The organism is Mycobacterium sp. NGS62 (assembly GCF_059812285.1).
Map to the genome: position 1 here is coordinate 455,914 of NZ_JCALCK010000002.1, position 14,806 is coordinate 470,719.

The 14,806-nt window shown below is 66.9% G+C and carries 13 protein-coding genes and 1 pseudogene; 5 read left to right on the top strand and 9 right to left on the bottom strand.

Features of this window, described 5'->3' with window-relative positions:
* Positions 1 to 11 precede the first annotated feature (11 nt).
* A complete protein-coding gene (locus AC5Y49_RS07090; protein ID WP_499886297.1) occupies positions 12 to 353 on the bottom strand; it encodes a PH domain-containing protein in 342 nt (113 codons plus the stop codon).
* Positions 354 to 682: 329 nt separating this feature from the next.
* On the opposite strand from AC5Y49_RS07090, the gene AC5Y49_RS07095 reads away from it, so the two are divergent.
* Genes AC5Y49_RS07095 through ilvC form a run of 3 tightly spaced genes read left to right on the top strand, consistent with a single transcriptional unit; the run spans position 683 to position 4,101 of the window.
* A complete protein-coding gene (locus tag AC5Y49_RS07095; protein ID WP_499885295.1) occupies positions 683 to 2,542 on the top strand; it encodes an acetolactate synthase large subunit in 1,860 nt (619 codons plus the stop codon).
* The gene (ilvN, locus tag AC5Y49_RS07100; protein ID WP_499885297.1) at positions 2,542 to 3,060 is read left to right on the top strand and encodes an acetolactate synthase small subunit; all 519 of its coding nucleotides are present in this window, start codon (positions 2,542 to 2,544) and stop codon (positions 3,058 to 3,060) included. The genes AC5Y49_RS07095 and ilvN overlap by 1 nt, the downstream gene beginning before the upstream one ends.
* A gap of 39 nt (positions 3,061 to 3,099) precedes the next feature.
* On the top strand, positions 3,100 to 4,101 hold the full coding sequence (gene ilvC, locus AC5Y49_RS07105) for a ketol-acid reductoisomerase (RefSeq protein ID WP_499886299.1): 1,002 nt from the start codon (positions 3,100 to 3,102) through the stop codon (positions 4,099 to 4,101).
* A 73-nt stretch (positions 4,102 to 4,174) separates the two neighbouring features.
* On the opposite strand, the gene wrbA is transcribed toward ilvC, so the two are convergent.
* Together wrbA and AC5Y49_RS07115 are read right to left on the bottom strand one after the other, a co-directional pair.
* A complete protein-coding gene (gene wrbA / locus AC5Y49_RS07110; RefSeq protein WP_499885299.1) occupies positions 4,175 to 4,774 on the bottom strand; it encodes an NAD(P)H:quinone oxidoreductase in 600 nt (199 codons plus the stop codon).
* A complete protein-coding gene (locus AC5Y49_RS07115) occupies positions 4,771 to 6,201 on the bottom strand; it encodes a phytoene desaturase family protein (RefSeq protein WP_499885300.1) in 1,431 nt (476 codons plus the stop codon). The genes wrbA and AC5Y49_RS07115 overlap by 4 nt, the downstream gene beginning before the upstream one ends.
* 187 nt (positions 6,202 to 6,388) lie before the next feature.
* On the opposite strand from AC5Y49_RS07115, the gene serA reads away from it, so the two are divergent.
* Positions 6,389 to 7,975 (top strand): phosphoglycerate dehydrogenase, encoded by a 1,587-nt coding sequence (serA, locus tag AC5Y49_RS07120; protein WP_499885302.1) that lies wholly within the window; start codon positions 6,389 to 6,391, stop codon positions 7,973 to 7,975.
* Positions 7,972 to 8,985 carry a 3-isopropylmalate dehydrogenase gene (locus tag AC5Y49_RS07125; protein WP_499885306.1) on the top strand — a complete coding sequence of 338 codons (1,014 nt, stop codon included), beginning with the start codon at positions 7,972 to 7,974 and terminating at the stop codon, positions 8,983 to 8,985. Before serA ends, AC5Y49_RS07125 begins: the two co-directional genes overlap by 4 nt.
* A gap of 133 nt (positions 8,986 to 9,118) precedes the next feature.
* On the opposite strand, the pseudogene AC5Y49_RS07130 reads toward AC5Y49_RS07125, so the two are convergent.
* From AC5Y49_RS07130 to AC5Y49_RS07155, 6 genes and pseudogenes are all read right to left on the bottom strand, one after another.
* Positions 9,119 to 10,174 (bottom strand): annotated as a pseudogene (locus tag AC5Y49_RS07130) (MFS transporter); the annotation flags it as partial.
* Positions 10,175 to 10,228: 54 nt separating this feature from the next.
* A complete protein-coding gene (gene thpD, locus AC5Y49_RS07135) occupies positions 10,229 to 11,128 on the bottom strand; it encodes an ectoine hydroxylase (RefSeq protein ID WP_499885309.1) in 900 nt (299 codons plus the stop codon).
* On the bottom strand, positions 11,125 to 11,529 hold the full coding sequence (locus tag AC5Y49_RS07140; protein ID WP_499885312.1) for an ectoine synthase: 405 nt from the start codon (positions 11,527 to 11,529) through the stop codon (positions 11,125 to 11,127). The genes thpD and AC5Y49_RS07140 overlap by 4 nt, the downstream gene beginning before the upstream one ends.
* A complete protein-coding gene (gene ectB / locus AC5Y49_RS07145) occupies positions 11,526 to 12,809 on the bottom strand; it encodes a diaminobutyrate--2-oxoglutarate transaminase (RefSeq protein WP_499885315.1) in 1,284 nt (427 codons plus the stop codon). Before ectB ends, AC5Y49_RS07140 begins: the two co-directional genes overlap by 4 nt.
* Positions 12,810 to 13,088: 279 nt before the next feature.
* Positions 13,089 to 13,595, bottom strand: coding sequence for a diaminobutyrate acetyltransferase (gene ectA, locus AC5Y49_RS07150; protein WP_499885317.1), 507 nt, complete (start codon positions 13,593 to 13,595; stop codon positions 13,089 to 13,091).
* Between the two features lie 16 nt (positions 13,596 to 13,611).
* Positions 13,612 to 14,805, bottom strand: a complete 1,194-nt coding sequence (locus AC5Y49_RS07155) for an MFS transporter (RefSeq protein ID WP_499885318.1) — start codon at positions 14,803 to 14,805, stop codon at positions 13,612 to 13,614.
* Between the last annotated feature and the right edge of the window lies 1 nt (position 14,806).

The following is a 14,806-nucleotide window of genomic DNA, read 5'->3' on the forward strand; positions in this document are numbered from 1 at the left end:
GACCAGCGGGTCTAGCCGGCGTACGGGTTGGGTACCCGGCCCCCGCTGGCTTCGGTCAACACCGGGAGCGTCGCGAAGGTGACCGCGGGCAACCGCAGTTCGCCGTCGCCCTTGAGTTGCGCCCGCGCCCACAAACTCTTGGTGAACCGCAGCCCGTCGATCTGATCCCAGCGCACCGTCCGGCTGCCGAGCAGGGTGCGGACCGTCACGCCTTGTTGGTCGGCCACGGTTCGCAGCCGAATGATCAACGCCGACAACATGACCGGGATCACCAACAGCGGCGCGCTCAGCGGCCAGGTCAGTACCGGTATCAGCAGACCCAACGCGAAGAAGCCAACCGCAAAGTGGGCCATCGGCGAAATCTTGATCACCGCCGGGGACGTCGCGGGTGAGCTGGCAGCCACCGGTGCATTGTGTCATCGCCTGGTGAGATTGCGCGCAGGGCTGTGCCTTGATGGACAACCACGACCGTAGGCGCAATCTCAACGCTGACCGGGTTTCCATCCGGATTTGACGGCTGACCTGTGCAGAGACTACCGTCGAACGCTATGTACAGCCGCGAAATGCTCGTAGTACTTGGTCGGCGCGTTGGTAGCTGATTAGCTTTCGAGCACCAACGCGCAACCCCTCGTGCAGCAGAGCTGGCGGGGGTTTTTTGTTGCCAGCACCTGAAGAGGACACAGTGAGCGCACCCATAACGCGACCATCGGAGCGATCGGCGAGACCGCCGGTTGCCAACGGCGCGTCCGCCGCAGCCAAACCCATCGGCCCCCAACCGAGCCACGTTGCGCCGCACCAGCTTACCGGCGCGCAGTCGGTAATCAGGTCGCTGGAGGAACTCGACGTCGAGGTCATATTCGGCATTCCGGGCGGCGCCGTGCTGCCGGTGTACGACCCGCTGTTCGACTCGCAGAAGCTGCGCCACGTGCTGGTGCGGCACGAGCAGGGCGCTGGGCATGCCGCCAGCGGCTACGCGCACGCCACCGGCAAAGTCGGCGTGTGCATGGCCACGTCGGGTCCCGGTGCCACCAACCTGGTCACTCCGCTGGCGGACGCGCAGATGGACTCGGTCCCGGTGGTGGCGATCACCGGGCAGGTCGGCCGGTCGCTGATCGGCACCGACGCCTTCCAAGAGGCCGACATCTCCGGTGTGACCATGCCGATCACCAAACACAACTTTCTGGTCCGCGACGGCGACGAGATCCCCCGGGTGATCGCGGAGGCCTTCCACATCGCGGCCACCGGGCGTCCCGGTGCGGTGCTCGTCGACATCCCCAAGGACATCCTGCAAGGCCAGTGCACGTTCAGCTGGCCGCCGCGGATGGATCTGCCCGGCTACAAGCCCAACACCAAGCCGCACAACCGGCAGATCCGGGAGGCCGCCAAGCTGATCGCGGCGGCCCGCAAACCGGTGCTCTACGTCGGCGGCGGGGTTATCCGCGGCGACGCCACCGAGCAGCTGCGCGACCTGGCCGAGCTGACCGGCATCCCGGTGGTGACCACGCTGATGGCGCGCGGCGCCTTCCCCGACAGCCACCCGCAGCACCTGGGCATGCCGGGCATGCACGGCACGGTTGCCGCCGTGGCGGGCCTGCAGCGCAGCGACCTGTTGATCGCGCTGGGCACCCGATTCGACGACCGGGTCACCGGCAAGCTCGAATCATTCGCGCCGGAAGCCAAGGTCATCCACGCCGACATCGATCCGGCCGAGATCGGCAAGAACCGTCACGCCGACGTGCCGATCGTCGGCGACGTCAAAGCCGTCATCACCGATCTGATCGCGGCGCTGCACCATGACGGGGCCACGATCGACGTCGACGACTGGTGGGAGTACCTGCGCGAGGTGCGGTCCACTTACCCGCTGTCTTACGGGCCGCAGAGCGACGGCAGCCTCAGCCCCGAATACGTGATCTCGACCCTCGGCAAGATGGCTGGGCCGGACGCCGTCTACGTCGCCGGAGTCGGACAGCACCAGATGTGGGCCGCGCAGTTCATCTCCTACGAGAATCCGCGCACCTGGCTCAATTCCGGCGGTCTGGGCACCATGGGCTTCGCCATCCCGGCGGCGATGGGCGCCAAAATCGCCCGCCCGGACGCCGAGGTGTGGGCGGTCGACGGCGACGGCTGTTTCCAGATGACCAACCAGGAACTGGCCACCTGTGCCATCGAAGGCGCTCCGATCAAGGTGGCGTTGATCAACAACGGCAACCTGGGCATGGTGCGTCAATGGCAGTCGCTGTTCTATCAAGAGCGCTACTCGCAGACCGATCTGGCCACCCACTCGCACCGCATCCCGGACTTCGTCAAGTTGGCCGAGGCGCTCGGCTGCGTCGGATTGCGCTGCGAGCGTGAGGAAGACGTGGCAGATGTCATTGCCCAGGCCCGAGCGATCAACGACCGACCGGTGGTGATCGACTTCATCGTCGGGGCCGACGCGCAGGTCTGGCCGATGGTGGCCGCCGGCACCAGTAACGACGAGATCCACGCCGCTCGCGGAATCCGCCCGCTCTTCGACGACGAGGGCAACGAGGGGCACGCCTGATGAGCACTCTGGATTCTGCGAAGACGCATACGCTTTCGGTGCTGGTCGAGGACAAACCCGGTGTCCTCGCGCGAGTGGCGGCGCTGTTTTCCCGGCGCGGGTTCAACATCGAGTCGCTGGCTGTCGGCGCGACCGAACAAAAGGACATGTCCCGGATGACGATCGTCGTCTCCGCCGAGGACGCCGTGCTGGAACAGATCACCAAGCAGCTCAACAAGCTGGTCAACGTCATCAAAATCGTCGAGCAGGATGACGACAATGCGGTGGCCCGCGAGTTGGCTCTGATCAAAGTCCGCGCCGACGCCAATACTCGCGGCCAGATTATCGAAGCGGCGAACCTGTTCCGCGCCAGGGTGATTGACGTCTCTCCGGAGTCGCTCATCATCGAGGCAACCGGTACCCCGGCGAAGTTCGAGGCGTTGCTGCGGGTGCTGGAGCCCTACGGGGTGCGCGAAATCGTCCAATCCGGATTGGTGTCGTTGGCCCGCGGTCCGCGCGGCATCGGCTCCGCAAAATAACTAAGGGAGAGAAGACAAGTGACATCGGTCTCTAGCGAGATGTTCTACGACGACGACGCCGACCTGTCGATCATCCAGGGCCGCAAGGTCGGCGTCATCGGATACGGCAGCCAAGGCCACGCGCACTCGCTGAGCCTGCGCGACTCCGGCGTCCAGGTGAAGGTGGGCCTGAAGGAGGGCTCGAAGTCGCGGGCCAAGGTCGCCGAGCAGGGCCTTGCGGTCGACACCCCGGCCGAGGTGGCCAAGTGGGCCGACGTGATCATGCTGCTGGCACCCGACACCGCGCAGGCCGACATCTTCAAAAACGACATCGAGCCCAACCTCGAGGCGGGCAACGCGCTGTTCTTCGGCCACGGGCTCAACATTCACTTCGACCTGATCAAGCCTGCCGCTGATATCACCGTGGGGATGGTCGCGCCGAAGGGCCCGGGGCATTTGGTGCGCCGCCAATTCGTCGACGGCAAGGGTGTGCCCTGCCTGATCGCGGTGGACCAGGACCCCAGCGGGGAAGGCGAGGCGCTCGCGCTGTCCTACGCCAAAGGCATCGGCGGCACGCGCGCCGGCGTCATCAAGACCACGTTCAAGGAAGAGACCGAGACCGACCTGTTCGGTGAGCAGGCCGTGTTGTGCGGCGGCACCGAGGAATTGGTCAAGGCCGGGTTCGACGTGATGGTCGAGGCCGGTTACGCGCCGGAGATGGCCTACTTCGAGGTGCTGCACGAACTCAAGCTGATCGTCGACCTGATGTACGAGGGCGGTATCGCGCGGATGAACTACTCGGTGTCTGACACCGCGGAGTTCGGCGGCTACCTTTCGGGTCCGCGGGTGATCGACGCCGACGCCAAAGAGCGGATGCGCACCATCCTGCGCGACATCCAGGACGGCAGCTTCGTCAAGAAGCTGGTCGCCGACGTCGAGGGCGGCGGCAAGGAACTCACCCGGTTGCGCAAGGAAAACGCCGAGCATCCCATCGAGGTGACCGGCAAGAAGCTGCGCGATCTGATGAGCTGGGTCGACCGCCCCATCACCGAGACCGCCTGACGTTTGGGCCGAGCGTGCGTGTCCCCGGCCGACACGCCGGGCGGATTCCCGGGTTTGCGCACGCTCGGCACGGTCAAGACGTCAGCCGGTCGGCGACCGACACCACCCGCCGAGCCAGGTGCTCCAAAGCGTGGTTGATGGGATCGTCGAACTCGTGGATGTTGTCGTGGGTGGAAACCAGGCTCACCCCATAGGGATTGCCGTCGACGAACTTGCACGGATCGGTGTATCCCGGCGGCACCAGGATGCCGCCGAAATGCATCAGCGTGAGGTAAAGCGCCAGCAGCGTGGTCTCTTGGCCACCGTGGACGGTGTTCGACGACGTGAAGCCCGCATACACCTTGTCGGCAAGCTTGCCCTCGGCCCACAACCCGCCCAGCGAGTCGAGAAAGTTGCGCAATTGCGATGCGGGCGAGCCGAACCGGGTCGGTGAGCCGAAGATCACCGCGTCGGCCCAGACGATGTCATCGCCCGTCGCGACCGGCAAGTGCTTGGTGGCGTTATAGTTCGCCGTCCACGCCGGATTGCCGGCAAACGATTCCGGGTCGCGGGTTTCGGCGACGGGGCGAACCCGCACCTCGGCGCCCGCGGACTCGGCCGCTGCGGCGACGTGTTTGGCCATCGTCGTGCCGTGACCGGTAGCGGAGTAATAGATGACCGCGAGGTTCGTCATGGCGCCATCGTAGGCATCGCGGTGATCCCGAACTCGCGCTTGAGCACACTGCGCGCGGCGTAGTAGCCGCACATGCCATGCACGCCGCCGCCCGGGGGAGTGGCCGCCGAACACAAATACGCCTTGGGAATCGGTGTCGCCCAGGGATTGAGTCGCGGGGTCGGGCCGACGATCGCACGCCAGGCGGAATTCCCACCCATCCCGATGTCACCGCCGACATAATTCGCGTTGTGATCGGCCAGCCGCGCTGCGGGCACGCTGCGCGCGGCGACCACGATGTCGCGGAAGCCGGGCGCAAACCGCTCGAATATCGTCGTGACGGCTTCGGTTTGGTCAACGGTAGAACCCGAGGGGACATGCGCGTAGGTCCACAGCGGCCGACGTCCCTCTGTATCGATCCGGCCCGGGTCGCAAACGTACGGAGTAGCAGCCAGCACCATCGGCCACTCCGCATGCCGTCCGGCGGCCACCTCCGATTCGGCTCGCGCCATCTGCGCACGGGTGCCGCCGAGGTGGAAGGTGGGTACCTGCGCCAGCCGCGCGTCGGTCCACGGAATGTCGTCGCTGAGCACGAAATCGACCTTCGCGACCCCAGGACCAAAGTGGTAGCCACGCAAGGCTTTCGCATAGCCGGCGGGCAACGTATCGCCGTAGATGCGCAATAGCGCCGTCGGAGCGGTGTCATACAACACGACACCGCCGGGCGGCTCGGTGATCTCCATCCCGGCGGTCAATTCGCCGCCGTGCGCCCGCAGATCGGCGATCAGCGCATTGGCGATCGCCTGGCTGCCGCCCACCGGAATGGGCCAGCCGACCGAATGGCCCAGCGTCGCCAGCATCAGCCCGGCGGCCGCCGACACCAGCGACGGCATGCGCGAAATCGTATGAGCGGCAACACCACTGAACAGCGCTCGAGCGTCCTCGCCGGCCAGTGACCGCCACGCGGGAGTGGCTTGCGCGAGCATCCGTAAGCCCAGGTGCAGAGCCGGCAGCACATCCGTCGGCACCGAGCGTTTGTCGCCGAGCAGCAATCCCACCACCGCCTCGGAGTCAGCCACCAGCGGGCCCAGGAGGCGCCGCCATGACGCGCCGTGCTCTAAGCCGTCGCAGGTCCGTTCGAGATCGTGGTAGGCGATCGCCGCCGGCCGGTCCGGTAGCGGGTTGGCATATGCCAGCTCTGGTACCGCCAACTGCACACCGCGCGCGGGCAGGTCGAACTGCGCCAGGAACGGCGACGCGAGCGCCAGTGGGTGCACCGCCGAGCAGATGTCGTGCGACACCCCGGGAAACTCTGGATCGGCGGCGGTGCGGGCGCCACCACCGAACGTCGGCTGCGCCTCGATGACCTGCACGCTCAACCCCGCGCGTGCGCAGATGACGGCGGCGGTCAGCCCGTTGGGCCCGCTACCGACCACGGTGACGTCCATCCCGTGATGGTAGGGACCGGCGGGCTACGCGGTCAGGCCAGGCCGGTCACTCCGACACAGCCATTGACTCTGCGGCTACCAGGCAAAAGTGCGAGTAGCTCGCCTGGTCAGCGCAGAGTCAACGCATTGGTGGGGCCGGCGCGGCCCGCATCGTCGCCGGTCCCACGGTCGCCGCTACGCTGGCCGGGTGAGCCTGCCTGTTGTCTTGATCGCCGACAAACTTGCCGAATCAACCGTCGAAGCCCTGGGCGACCAGGTCGAGGTGCGCTGGGTCGACGGCCCGGATCGCGAAAAACTGTTGGCTGCGGTACCGGACGCCGACGCGCTGCTGGTGCGCTCGGCCACCACCGTCGACGCCGAAGTGCTGGCCGCCGGGTCCAAGCTCAAGATCGTCGCCCGCGCCGGCGTCGGGTTGGACAACGTCGACGTCGAGGCCGCCACCGCCCGCGGCGTGCTGGTGGTCAACGCACCCACATCGAACATCCACAGCGCCGCAGAGCATGCCATCGCGCTGCTACTGGCCGCGGCCCGCCAGATCACCGTGGCCGACGCCTCGCTGCACGCGCACGAGTGGAAGCGCTCGTCGTTCTCCGGCACGGAGATCTTCGGCCACACCGTCGGCGTGGTCGGGCTGGGCCGCATCGGGCAGCTGGTCGCGCAGCGGCTGGCGGCCTTCGGCGCCCACGTCGTCGCCTATGACCCGTACGTGTCGCCGGCGCGGGCCGCGCAGCTGGGTATCGAGCTGCTGGCCCTCGACGAGCTGCTGGGCCGCGCCGACTTCATCTCGGTGCACCTGCCCAAGACACCCGAGACGGCCGGCCTGATCGGCAAGGAGGCGCTGGCCAAGACCAAGCCGGGTGTCATCATCGTCAACGCCGCACGCGGCGGGCTGGTCGACGAGGCCGCGTTGGCCGAGGCGGTGTCCAGCGGGCACGTCCGCGGCGCGGGTATCGACGTATTCGCCAGCGAGCCGTGCACCGACAGCCCGCTGTTCGACCTGCCGCAAGTCGTGGTAACTCCCCACTTGGGCGCCTCGACCGCCGAAGCTCAAGACCGGGCCGGCACCGATGTGGCGGCGAGCGTGAAGCTGGCACTGGCCGGCGAGTTCGTCCCCGACGCGGTCAACGTCGGCGCCGGGGTGGTCAACGAGGAAGTTGCGCCGTGGCTGGACCTGGTCCGCAAGCTCGGTGTACTGGCGGGTGCACTGTCCGACGAGCTGCCGGTGACGCTGTCGATACAGGTACGGGGCGAGTTGGCTGCCGAAGACGTTGAGGTGCTGCGACTTTCGGCTCTGCGCGGTCTGTTCTCGGCGGTGATCGAAGACCCGGTGACATTCGTCAATGCGCCGGCGTTGGCCGGCGAACGCGGCGTCGCCGCCGACATCAGCACCGCCACCGAAAGCCCCAACCACCGCAGTGTCGTCGACGTGCGCGCGGTCGGCTCCGACGGCTCGGTCGTCAACGTTGCCGGCACGTTGTCCGGACCGCAGCTGGTGGAGAAGATCGTGCAGATCAACGAGCGCAACTTCGACCTGCGGGCCCAGGGCACCAACCTGGTGATCAACTATGTCGACCAGCCCGGGGCGCTGGGCAAGATCGGCACACTGCTGGGCGGGGCCGGGGTCAACATCCACGCCGCGCAACTGTCCGAGGACGCCGAAGGCCCGGGCGCAACGATCTTGTTGCGCCTGGATCGCGATGTGCCCGGGGATGTCCGGTCGGCGATCGGCGCGGCCGTCGAGGCCAACAAACTCGAGGTGGTGGACCTGTCATGAAGTTGGCGATCATCGGCGGTGACGGTATCGGCCCAGAGGTGGTGGCCGAAGCGGTCAAAGTCCTCGACGCGGTGCTGCCGGATGTGGAGACGACGAACTACGACCTGGGCGCCCGGCGCTTTCACGCCAGCGGGGAAGTGCTGCCCGACTCGGTGCTCAGCGAGTTGCGCGCGCACGACGCGATCCTGCTCGGCGCAGTCGGTGATCCGTCGGTGCCCAGCGGCGTGCTCGAGCGTGGCCTGCTGCTGCGCCTGCGCTTCGAACTCGACCACTACGTCAACCTGCGGCCGGCCCGGCTGTACCCGGGGGTCAGCAGCCCGCTGGCAGGAGATCCGAAAATCGACTTCGTGGTGGTGCGCGAGGGCACCGAGGGTCCCTACGCCGGCAACGGCGGCATCATCCGGCGCGGCACTGCGCAGGAGATCGCCACCGAGGTCAGCGTCAACACTGCCTACGGGGTGCGGCGAGTGGTGCGGGATGCGTTCGAACGCGCGCAGCGGCGGCGCAAACACCTGACCCTGCTACACAAGACGAATGTGATCACCTTCGCCGGAGACCTGTGGTGGCGCACCGTGCAGCAGGTCAAGGCAGAGGAGTATCCCGACGTCGAGATCGCCTACTGCCACACGGACGCCGCGACCATCTACATGGTCACCGACCCCGGCCGGTTCGACGTGATCGTCACCGACAACCTGTTCGGCGACATCGTCACCGACCTGGCCGCCGCGGTATGTGGCGGTATCGGGTTGGCGGCCAGCGGCAACATCGACGCCACCAGGACCAATCCGTCGATGTTCGAGCCGGTGCACGGCAGCGCGCCCGATATTGCCGGGCAGGGCGTCGCAGACCCGTCCGCGGCGATTATGTCGGTGGCGCTGCTGTTGTCCCACGTCGGCGAAGACGCCGCTGCTGCGCGAGTGGACCGGGCAGTGGCGACCCATCTGGAGACTCGGGGGACGCAGCGGTTTTCGACCCGTCAGGTGGGCGACCGGATCGCTGCTGAGCTTTAGCCTCCAGTTCGGGCGGCAGCACCGAGGCCGGCACCAGCGGCGTCGCGACCAACGGAAACAACCCGCACACCAAGAAGGCCGCCGGATAGCCGCTGGCCACGATCAGCGCGCCGAACACCGGGGGCCCGCCGGCGGCCATCAACCGCTGATAGGTGTTCTGCAGACCCAGCGCACGTCCGCTCCAATACGGTCCGGCGTATTCGGTGATCGCGGTGGACTCCAGCCCATTGTCGAGCACCGCGATCACCGATGCGGCCACCATCAGCGGCACGGCATATGCCGACTTCAGATGATCGGCGATCGCCAGCAACACCAGCGCCAGGCCGCCGGCGATGCCGATCATGCGTACCGGCCGCAACCGGGAGCCGACGCGATCCGACCACCGCCCGACCAGGACGCGGCCCACCGCACCGAGTAGCTGCGAGACAGTGACCAGCGTCCCGGCCGACGCGATCGACCAGCCGTGCTTGTTGATCAACCACACCAGCATGAACGTTACGGTCACCGTCTGCGGCATCATCAGCAGCGCCGACGACGCGTGGATTCGGCGCAGCACCTGCGGTCCGCGGTACGGATTGGCCAGCTCTTCCTTGCTGGCCGCCGTGCGTGGCTTACGCGGCGGGTCGATCACACCGATCGCGCTCGCCACCGCCGACACGGTGCACATCAGCGCCGGAAACGTCAGTCCGGCCATTGGCCCGTGCTCGGCCAGCTCGGGAATCACCAGCGCGCCCAACGCGATTCCCAGCGGCTGCGCGGTCTGCCGGATCCCCATCGCCAACCCGCGCTGGTGCGGAGGAAACCACCCGGAGACCAGCCGCCCGCCGGCCGCGTTGCAGCTGGCGGCCGCCATGCCGCCGACGAACAGGAACGCACCGATCGCCATCAAAGAATGCATGGTCGTCGCGGCGTAGGCGGCCGCCGCAGTCAGCACCGAACCGACCGTGAGCACGATCCGCTCGCCGATCCGGTCGAGCAGGTAGCCCCAGGCGATCAGGGTCACCACCATGCCGAAGCTCGGCATCGACGCCAGCAGACCGGCCTGCGCCAGCGGCGTGCCGCGGTCGTTTTCCAGTGCCGGAATCAGAAAGGCGACGCCGTTGATGAAGATGAAAGCGCTTGCCGTAACCGCCAGCGAGATGGCCACCATCGACCAGCGCGCTCCGGTACCGATCGACTCCGTCGCCATTCAATCCATCGTTCCACACGCATTCACGGCGTGCGGTTGGCGAAACACCGGAGATCAGAGCGGATGGAAGCTGCGACTGGCGATGAAGCTGGGACGAGGATCGGCAGCACCGAACGGTTCGACCAGCGTGTTTTCCACGCTGTTGTACACGATGAACACGTTCGAACGGGGATAGGGCGTGATGTTGCTGTTCGACCCGTGCATGCAGTTGCTGTCGAAGAACACCGCCGATCCCGCCGGACCGATGAACTGGCGAATACCCCGCTCGTTGGCCAGCCAGGTCAGGCTGGCGTCGTCGGGGGTGCCGATCTCCTGACGGCGCAGCGACGAGCGGTAGTGATCGGGCGGCGTCTCGCCCGGGCAGGACACGAACCACTTATGCGACCCGGGCATGATCATCAGCGAGCCGTTGCAGTCAAGGTTCTCGGTCAGCGCGACCGAAACGCTGACCGCGCGTGGGGCGGGCATGCCGTCCTCGGCGTGCCAGGTCTCGAAGTCGGAATGCCAGAAGAACTCCTGGCCGTTGAAACCCGGCTTGAAGTTGATCCGGCTCTGGTGCACGTACACATCCGAGCCGAGCAGCTGACGGACCGGACCGACCAGCCGCGGATCGGCGATCAGCGCGGCGAACGCCGGACTCACCTTGTGGACCTCGAAGATCGACCTGATCTCGCGGCTGTCGGGCTCGAGCACCGAGCGTTCGTCGTCGGCCAAGATCGGGTCGGTGCGCAGGGTGTCCAGCTCGGCCCGCAGATCGGCCACGACGTCGGGGTCGAGCAGGGTGTCCACGCTCAGGAACCCGTCGGCGTCGAAACGGTCGACCACCGCCCGCTCGAGCGGACCGCTGACACGATCGGGAGCCCACACCACGGGGTCGTGGCGTGGTTCGATCCCAATCTTGACGTCGCTGCGAGTCGGGTAGCGGTCGTAGCGATCGGTCACTGTGGCCGTCACGCGGTCGCCTCCGTCTCCTCCACGATCAACGGATAAGCCCCAGTCTCGTCGTGCACCTCACGGCCGGTCACCGGCGGAGTGAACACGCACACCATGCGCAAGTCGGCGTGGGCGCGGACCCGGTGATGCTCGTGGCCGTCAAGTAGATACAAGGTCCCATCGCGCAGCGGGTGTACTTCGCCGGTCTCGTCGTTCACCAGTTCGCCTTCGCCGCCAACGCAGTACACCGCTTCCACGTGGTTCGCGTACCACATGGTGGTTTCGGTACCGGCATACAGCACGGTCTCGTGCATCGAGAACGACTGCCCATCACGCGCCAGCAGCAGCCGCTGGCTGTTCCAGGTTTCTGCCTGAACGTCGCGGTCGGTGCCGCTGATCTCGGACAGGGTACGGACGATCATCGGTCGCCCTTCCCGTTCGCGCCGACCCCGGCCAGCGGTCGCGCAGTAGCCGCCTTGATCGACTCCGACACGATCTCCAGGCCCTGCTCGATCTCGGTGTCCTCGATCACCAGCGGCGGCATCATCTTGACCACCTCGCTCTGCGCGCCGGACGTCTCGAGCAGCATCCCGCGCTCGAAGGCCGCCCGGCACACCGCGCCGGCCAGCTCGGGACGATCGAACGCCAGACCCTGCACCAGACCGCGTCCGCGGACCTGCACCCCGTCGACGGGCGCGACCACGTCGCTCAGCGTCCGCTCGATCTGCTCGCCCTTGCGCAAGACGCTTTTGCTGAGCTGGTCATCGGTCCAGAAGTCCAGCGCAGCAGTGGCAGTGACGAACGCCGGGTTGTGACCGCGGAAGGTGCCGTTGTGCTCACCGGGCTCCCACACGTCGAGTTCGGGCTTGAACAAGGTGAGTGCCATCGGCAGCCCATAGCCGCTGATCGACTTGGACAGGCACACGATATCGGGCACGATGCCGGCGGCCTCGAAGCTGAAGAACGGCCCGGTGCGCCCGCAGCCCATCTGCACGTCGTCGACGATCAGCAGCAACTCGTGGCGACGGCACACCTCGGCCAGCCCCCGCAACCACTGCAGCCGGGCGACGTTGATGCCGCCCTCGCCCTGGACAGTCTCGACGATCACCGCCGCCGGCTGGTTCAGCCCACTGCCGTTGTCGTCCAACAGTCGCTCGAACCACATGAAGTCGGGCGTGGTGTCGTCGAGATAGTGGTCGTAGGGCATCGGGGTGGCGTGCACCAGGGGAATGCCGGCCCCGCCCCGCTTCATCGAGTTGCCGGTGACGCTCAGCGCGCCCAGAGTCATGCCGTGAAACGCGTTGGTGAAGCTGATCACGCTTTCCCGGCCGGTGACTTTGCGGGCCAGTTTCAGCGCCGACTCCACCGAGTTAGCGCCGGTGGGGCCGGGGAACTGCACTTTGTAGTCCAGTCCGCGGGGCCGCAGGATCACCTCGTCGAAACGTTCCAGGAACCGCGCCTTGGCGACGGTGTTCATGTCCAGGCTGTGCACCACCCGATCGGCGGTCAGATACTCCAGTAGCGCCGCTTTGAGGTCGGGATGGTTGTGCCCGTAGTTGAGCGCGCCGGCACCGGCGAAGAAGTCCAAATATTTCCGTCCCTCGGTGTCCCACATGTGACTGCCGGATGCCCGGTCGAATACCACCGGCCACGAGCGGCAATAACTGCGCACCTCGGATTCAAGTGCCTCAAAAATGGACAATGTGGTTTAACCTTCCGTCCGTTCGAGCAACACGACGGAACGAGAGCGATAAAGCCGAATCCGCACGGCGACGGTACGGCAGCGGGGTTCCGGTTCGTCTTCGACGTCGGTAACAGCGAAGACGACTGGGCTCCGTTGCCAGTCGTCGATCTGTTTCGGCTTACCACCCCGCTCGGACGCCCCGACTCGGTCTGCCGGAGGGTTCACGTCGCGCAATCAGCAACCTTACCGAGAACCCGCAGCCGGTCTCAAGCTCCTCCGTCGGCGGGTCTGCTCGGCTCAGCCGTGCTGGGGTACCCCCAAAGGACCAATACGAAACAGCTGTTCAGAGGCGTGATCGTTCGGAAATAACTCTGAGCCGAATAGCTCATCACGCTCGAGCGGCGCATTCCAGCGGCGAGCGAATGCGCTGAACAACCGCTGGCTGGCAACATTGTCCGGTGTGATCGACGCCTCAACATTCGTGACGCCCGCGGGCTGCAACCGCTCGGCTAGATGGTCAAGCATGCGCCCGGCGGCCCCCGCGCCGCGATGCGCGGAACTGACCGCGATCTGCCACACCATCACGGTGTCCGGGTGTTCGGGGCGGCGGTAGCCGGTCAGGAACCCCGCTGGCCGGCCGTCGATATGGGCGATCACCGAGGTGGCCGCGAAGTCCCGGCACCACAGCAGGTAGGCGTAGGGCGGGTTGACGTCGAGGGTCGCGCTGTCGGAGGCCATCCGCCACAACGTCGGCCCGTCGGCCACGGTAGGTGCGCGCAAGTCGAGGTCCACGGAATTGGTCACCGCGCCGACAGTAGTGTCAGCTCTTCGCGCGCAGTCGCGCGCCCACCGGCACCAACGGCAGGGCCAGTAGCGGGAACAGCGCGCACACCGCGAATGCCAGCGGATAGCCAGCGACGTCGATCACCTCGCCGAAAATCGGCGGTCCGGCACCGGCGGTCAGCCGCTGGCTGGTGTTCTGAGCGCCCATCGCGCGTCCGCTCCAGTACGGCCCGACGACTTCGGGGATTGCGGTGAACGCCAGCCCATTGTCGAGCACGGTGACCACCGAGGCGGCGACCATGGCCAGCACCGCAAGCGACGATCCCAGCTGGTCGGTGAGCGCCAGCAGCGCCATGACCACCGCGGCGATCATCGCGATCGTGCGGATCGGCCGCATCCGGGAGCCGACCCGGTCCGACCATCGTCCGACGGCGATCCGGCCCAGGGCGCCGAGGAGCTGCGACGCGCTCACCAACGCACCCGCCGAGGCGGTGGACCAGCCATGATCCCGCATCAGCCAGACCAGCATGAACGTCAACACCACCGTCTGCGGCACCATCAGCAGTGCCGAGGCCAGGTGGATGCGCCACAACACCGCCGTGCTGCGGTATGGATTGGCCAGCTCGTCGTCGTTGGCCGCCCCCCGCTTCTTGCGCGGCGGATCGAGCACGCCGATCACGCTGACCACCGCGGCGCCCGCGCACAGCGCCGCCGGGAACAGCAGCGCCACCGAGAAGTCGCGTTCGCCCAGCTCGGGCAGCACCAGCGCCGCCACGGCGATCCCCAGCGGTTGGGCGGTCTGGCGGATACCCATAGCCAAGCCGCGCTGGTCCGGCGGGAACCAACCGGTCACCAGCCTGCCGCTGGCGGTGTTGGCGCTGGCGGCGGCCATCCCGCCGACGAACAGACACGGCGCCTCCACCAGCATGGAAGGAGGAACCGAGGCCGCGGCGAAGGCGGCCGCCGCGGTCAGCGCCAGACCGACTCCCAGCACGATCCGCTCGCCGACCAGATCCAGCAGATAGCCCCAGGCGATCAGCGTGAGCACCATGCCAAAGCTGGGCATCGCCGAAAGCAGAGCGGCTTGGGCCAGGGTGATGCCGCGTTCGGCGTCCAGAGCGGGGATCAGGAACGCGATGCCGTTGACGAAGACGGTGGCTGACAATGTCGCCACCAGCGAGATTCCCAGCAATGACCAACGCCGTGTCGAGCTGATCGAAGCCGTCACCACT

What these genes read in the sequence shown, in the direction of transcription:
- AC5Y49_RS07140 (WP_499885312.1), bottom strand. Translation starts at nt 11,529, where the DNA reads ATGATCGTCCGTACCCTGTCCGAGATCAGCGGCACCGACCGCGACGTT.
- ilvC (WP_499886299.1), top strand. Translation starts at nt 3,100, where the DNA reads ATGTTCTACGACGACGACGCCGACCTGTCGATCATCCAGGGCCGCAAG.
- AC5Y49_RS07115 (WP_499885300.1), bottom strand. Translation starts at nt 6,201, where the DNA reads ATGGACGTCACCGTGGTCGGTAGCGGGCCCAACGGGCTGACCGCCGCC.
- AC5Y49_RS07125 (WP_499885306.1), top strand. Translation starts at nt 7,972, where the DNA reads ATGAAGTTGGCGATCATCGGCGGTGACGGTATCGGCCCAGAGGTGGTG.
- ilvN (WP_499885297.1), top strand. Translation starts at nt 2,542, where the DNA reads ATGAGCACTCTGGATTCTGCGAAGACGCATACGCTTTCGGTGCTGGTC.
- wrbA (WP_499885299.1), bottom strand. Translation starts at nt 4,774, where the DNA reads ATGACGAACCTCGCGGTCATCTATTACTCCGCTACCGGTCACGGCACG.
- AC5Y49_RS07090 (WP_499886297.1), bottom strand. Translation starts at nt 353, where the DNA reads ATGGCCCACTTTGCGGTTGGCTTCTTCGCGTTGGGTCTGCTGATACCG.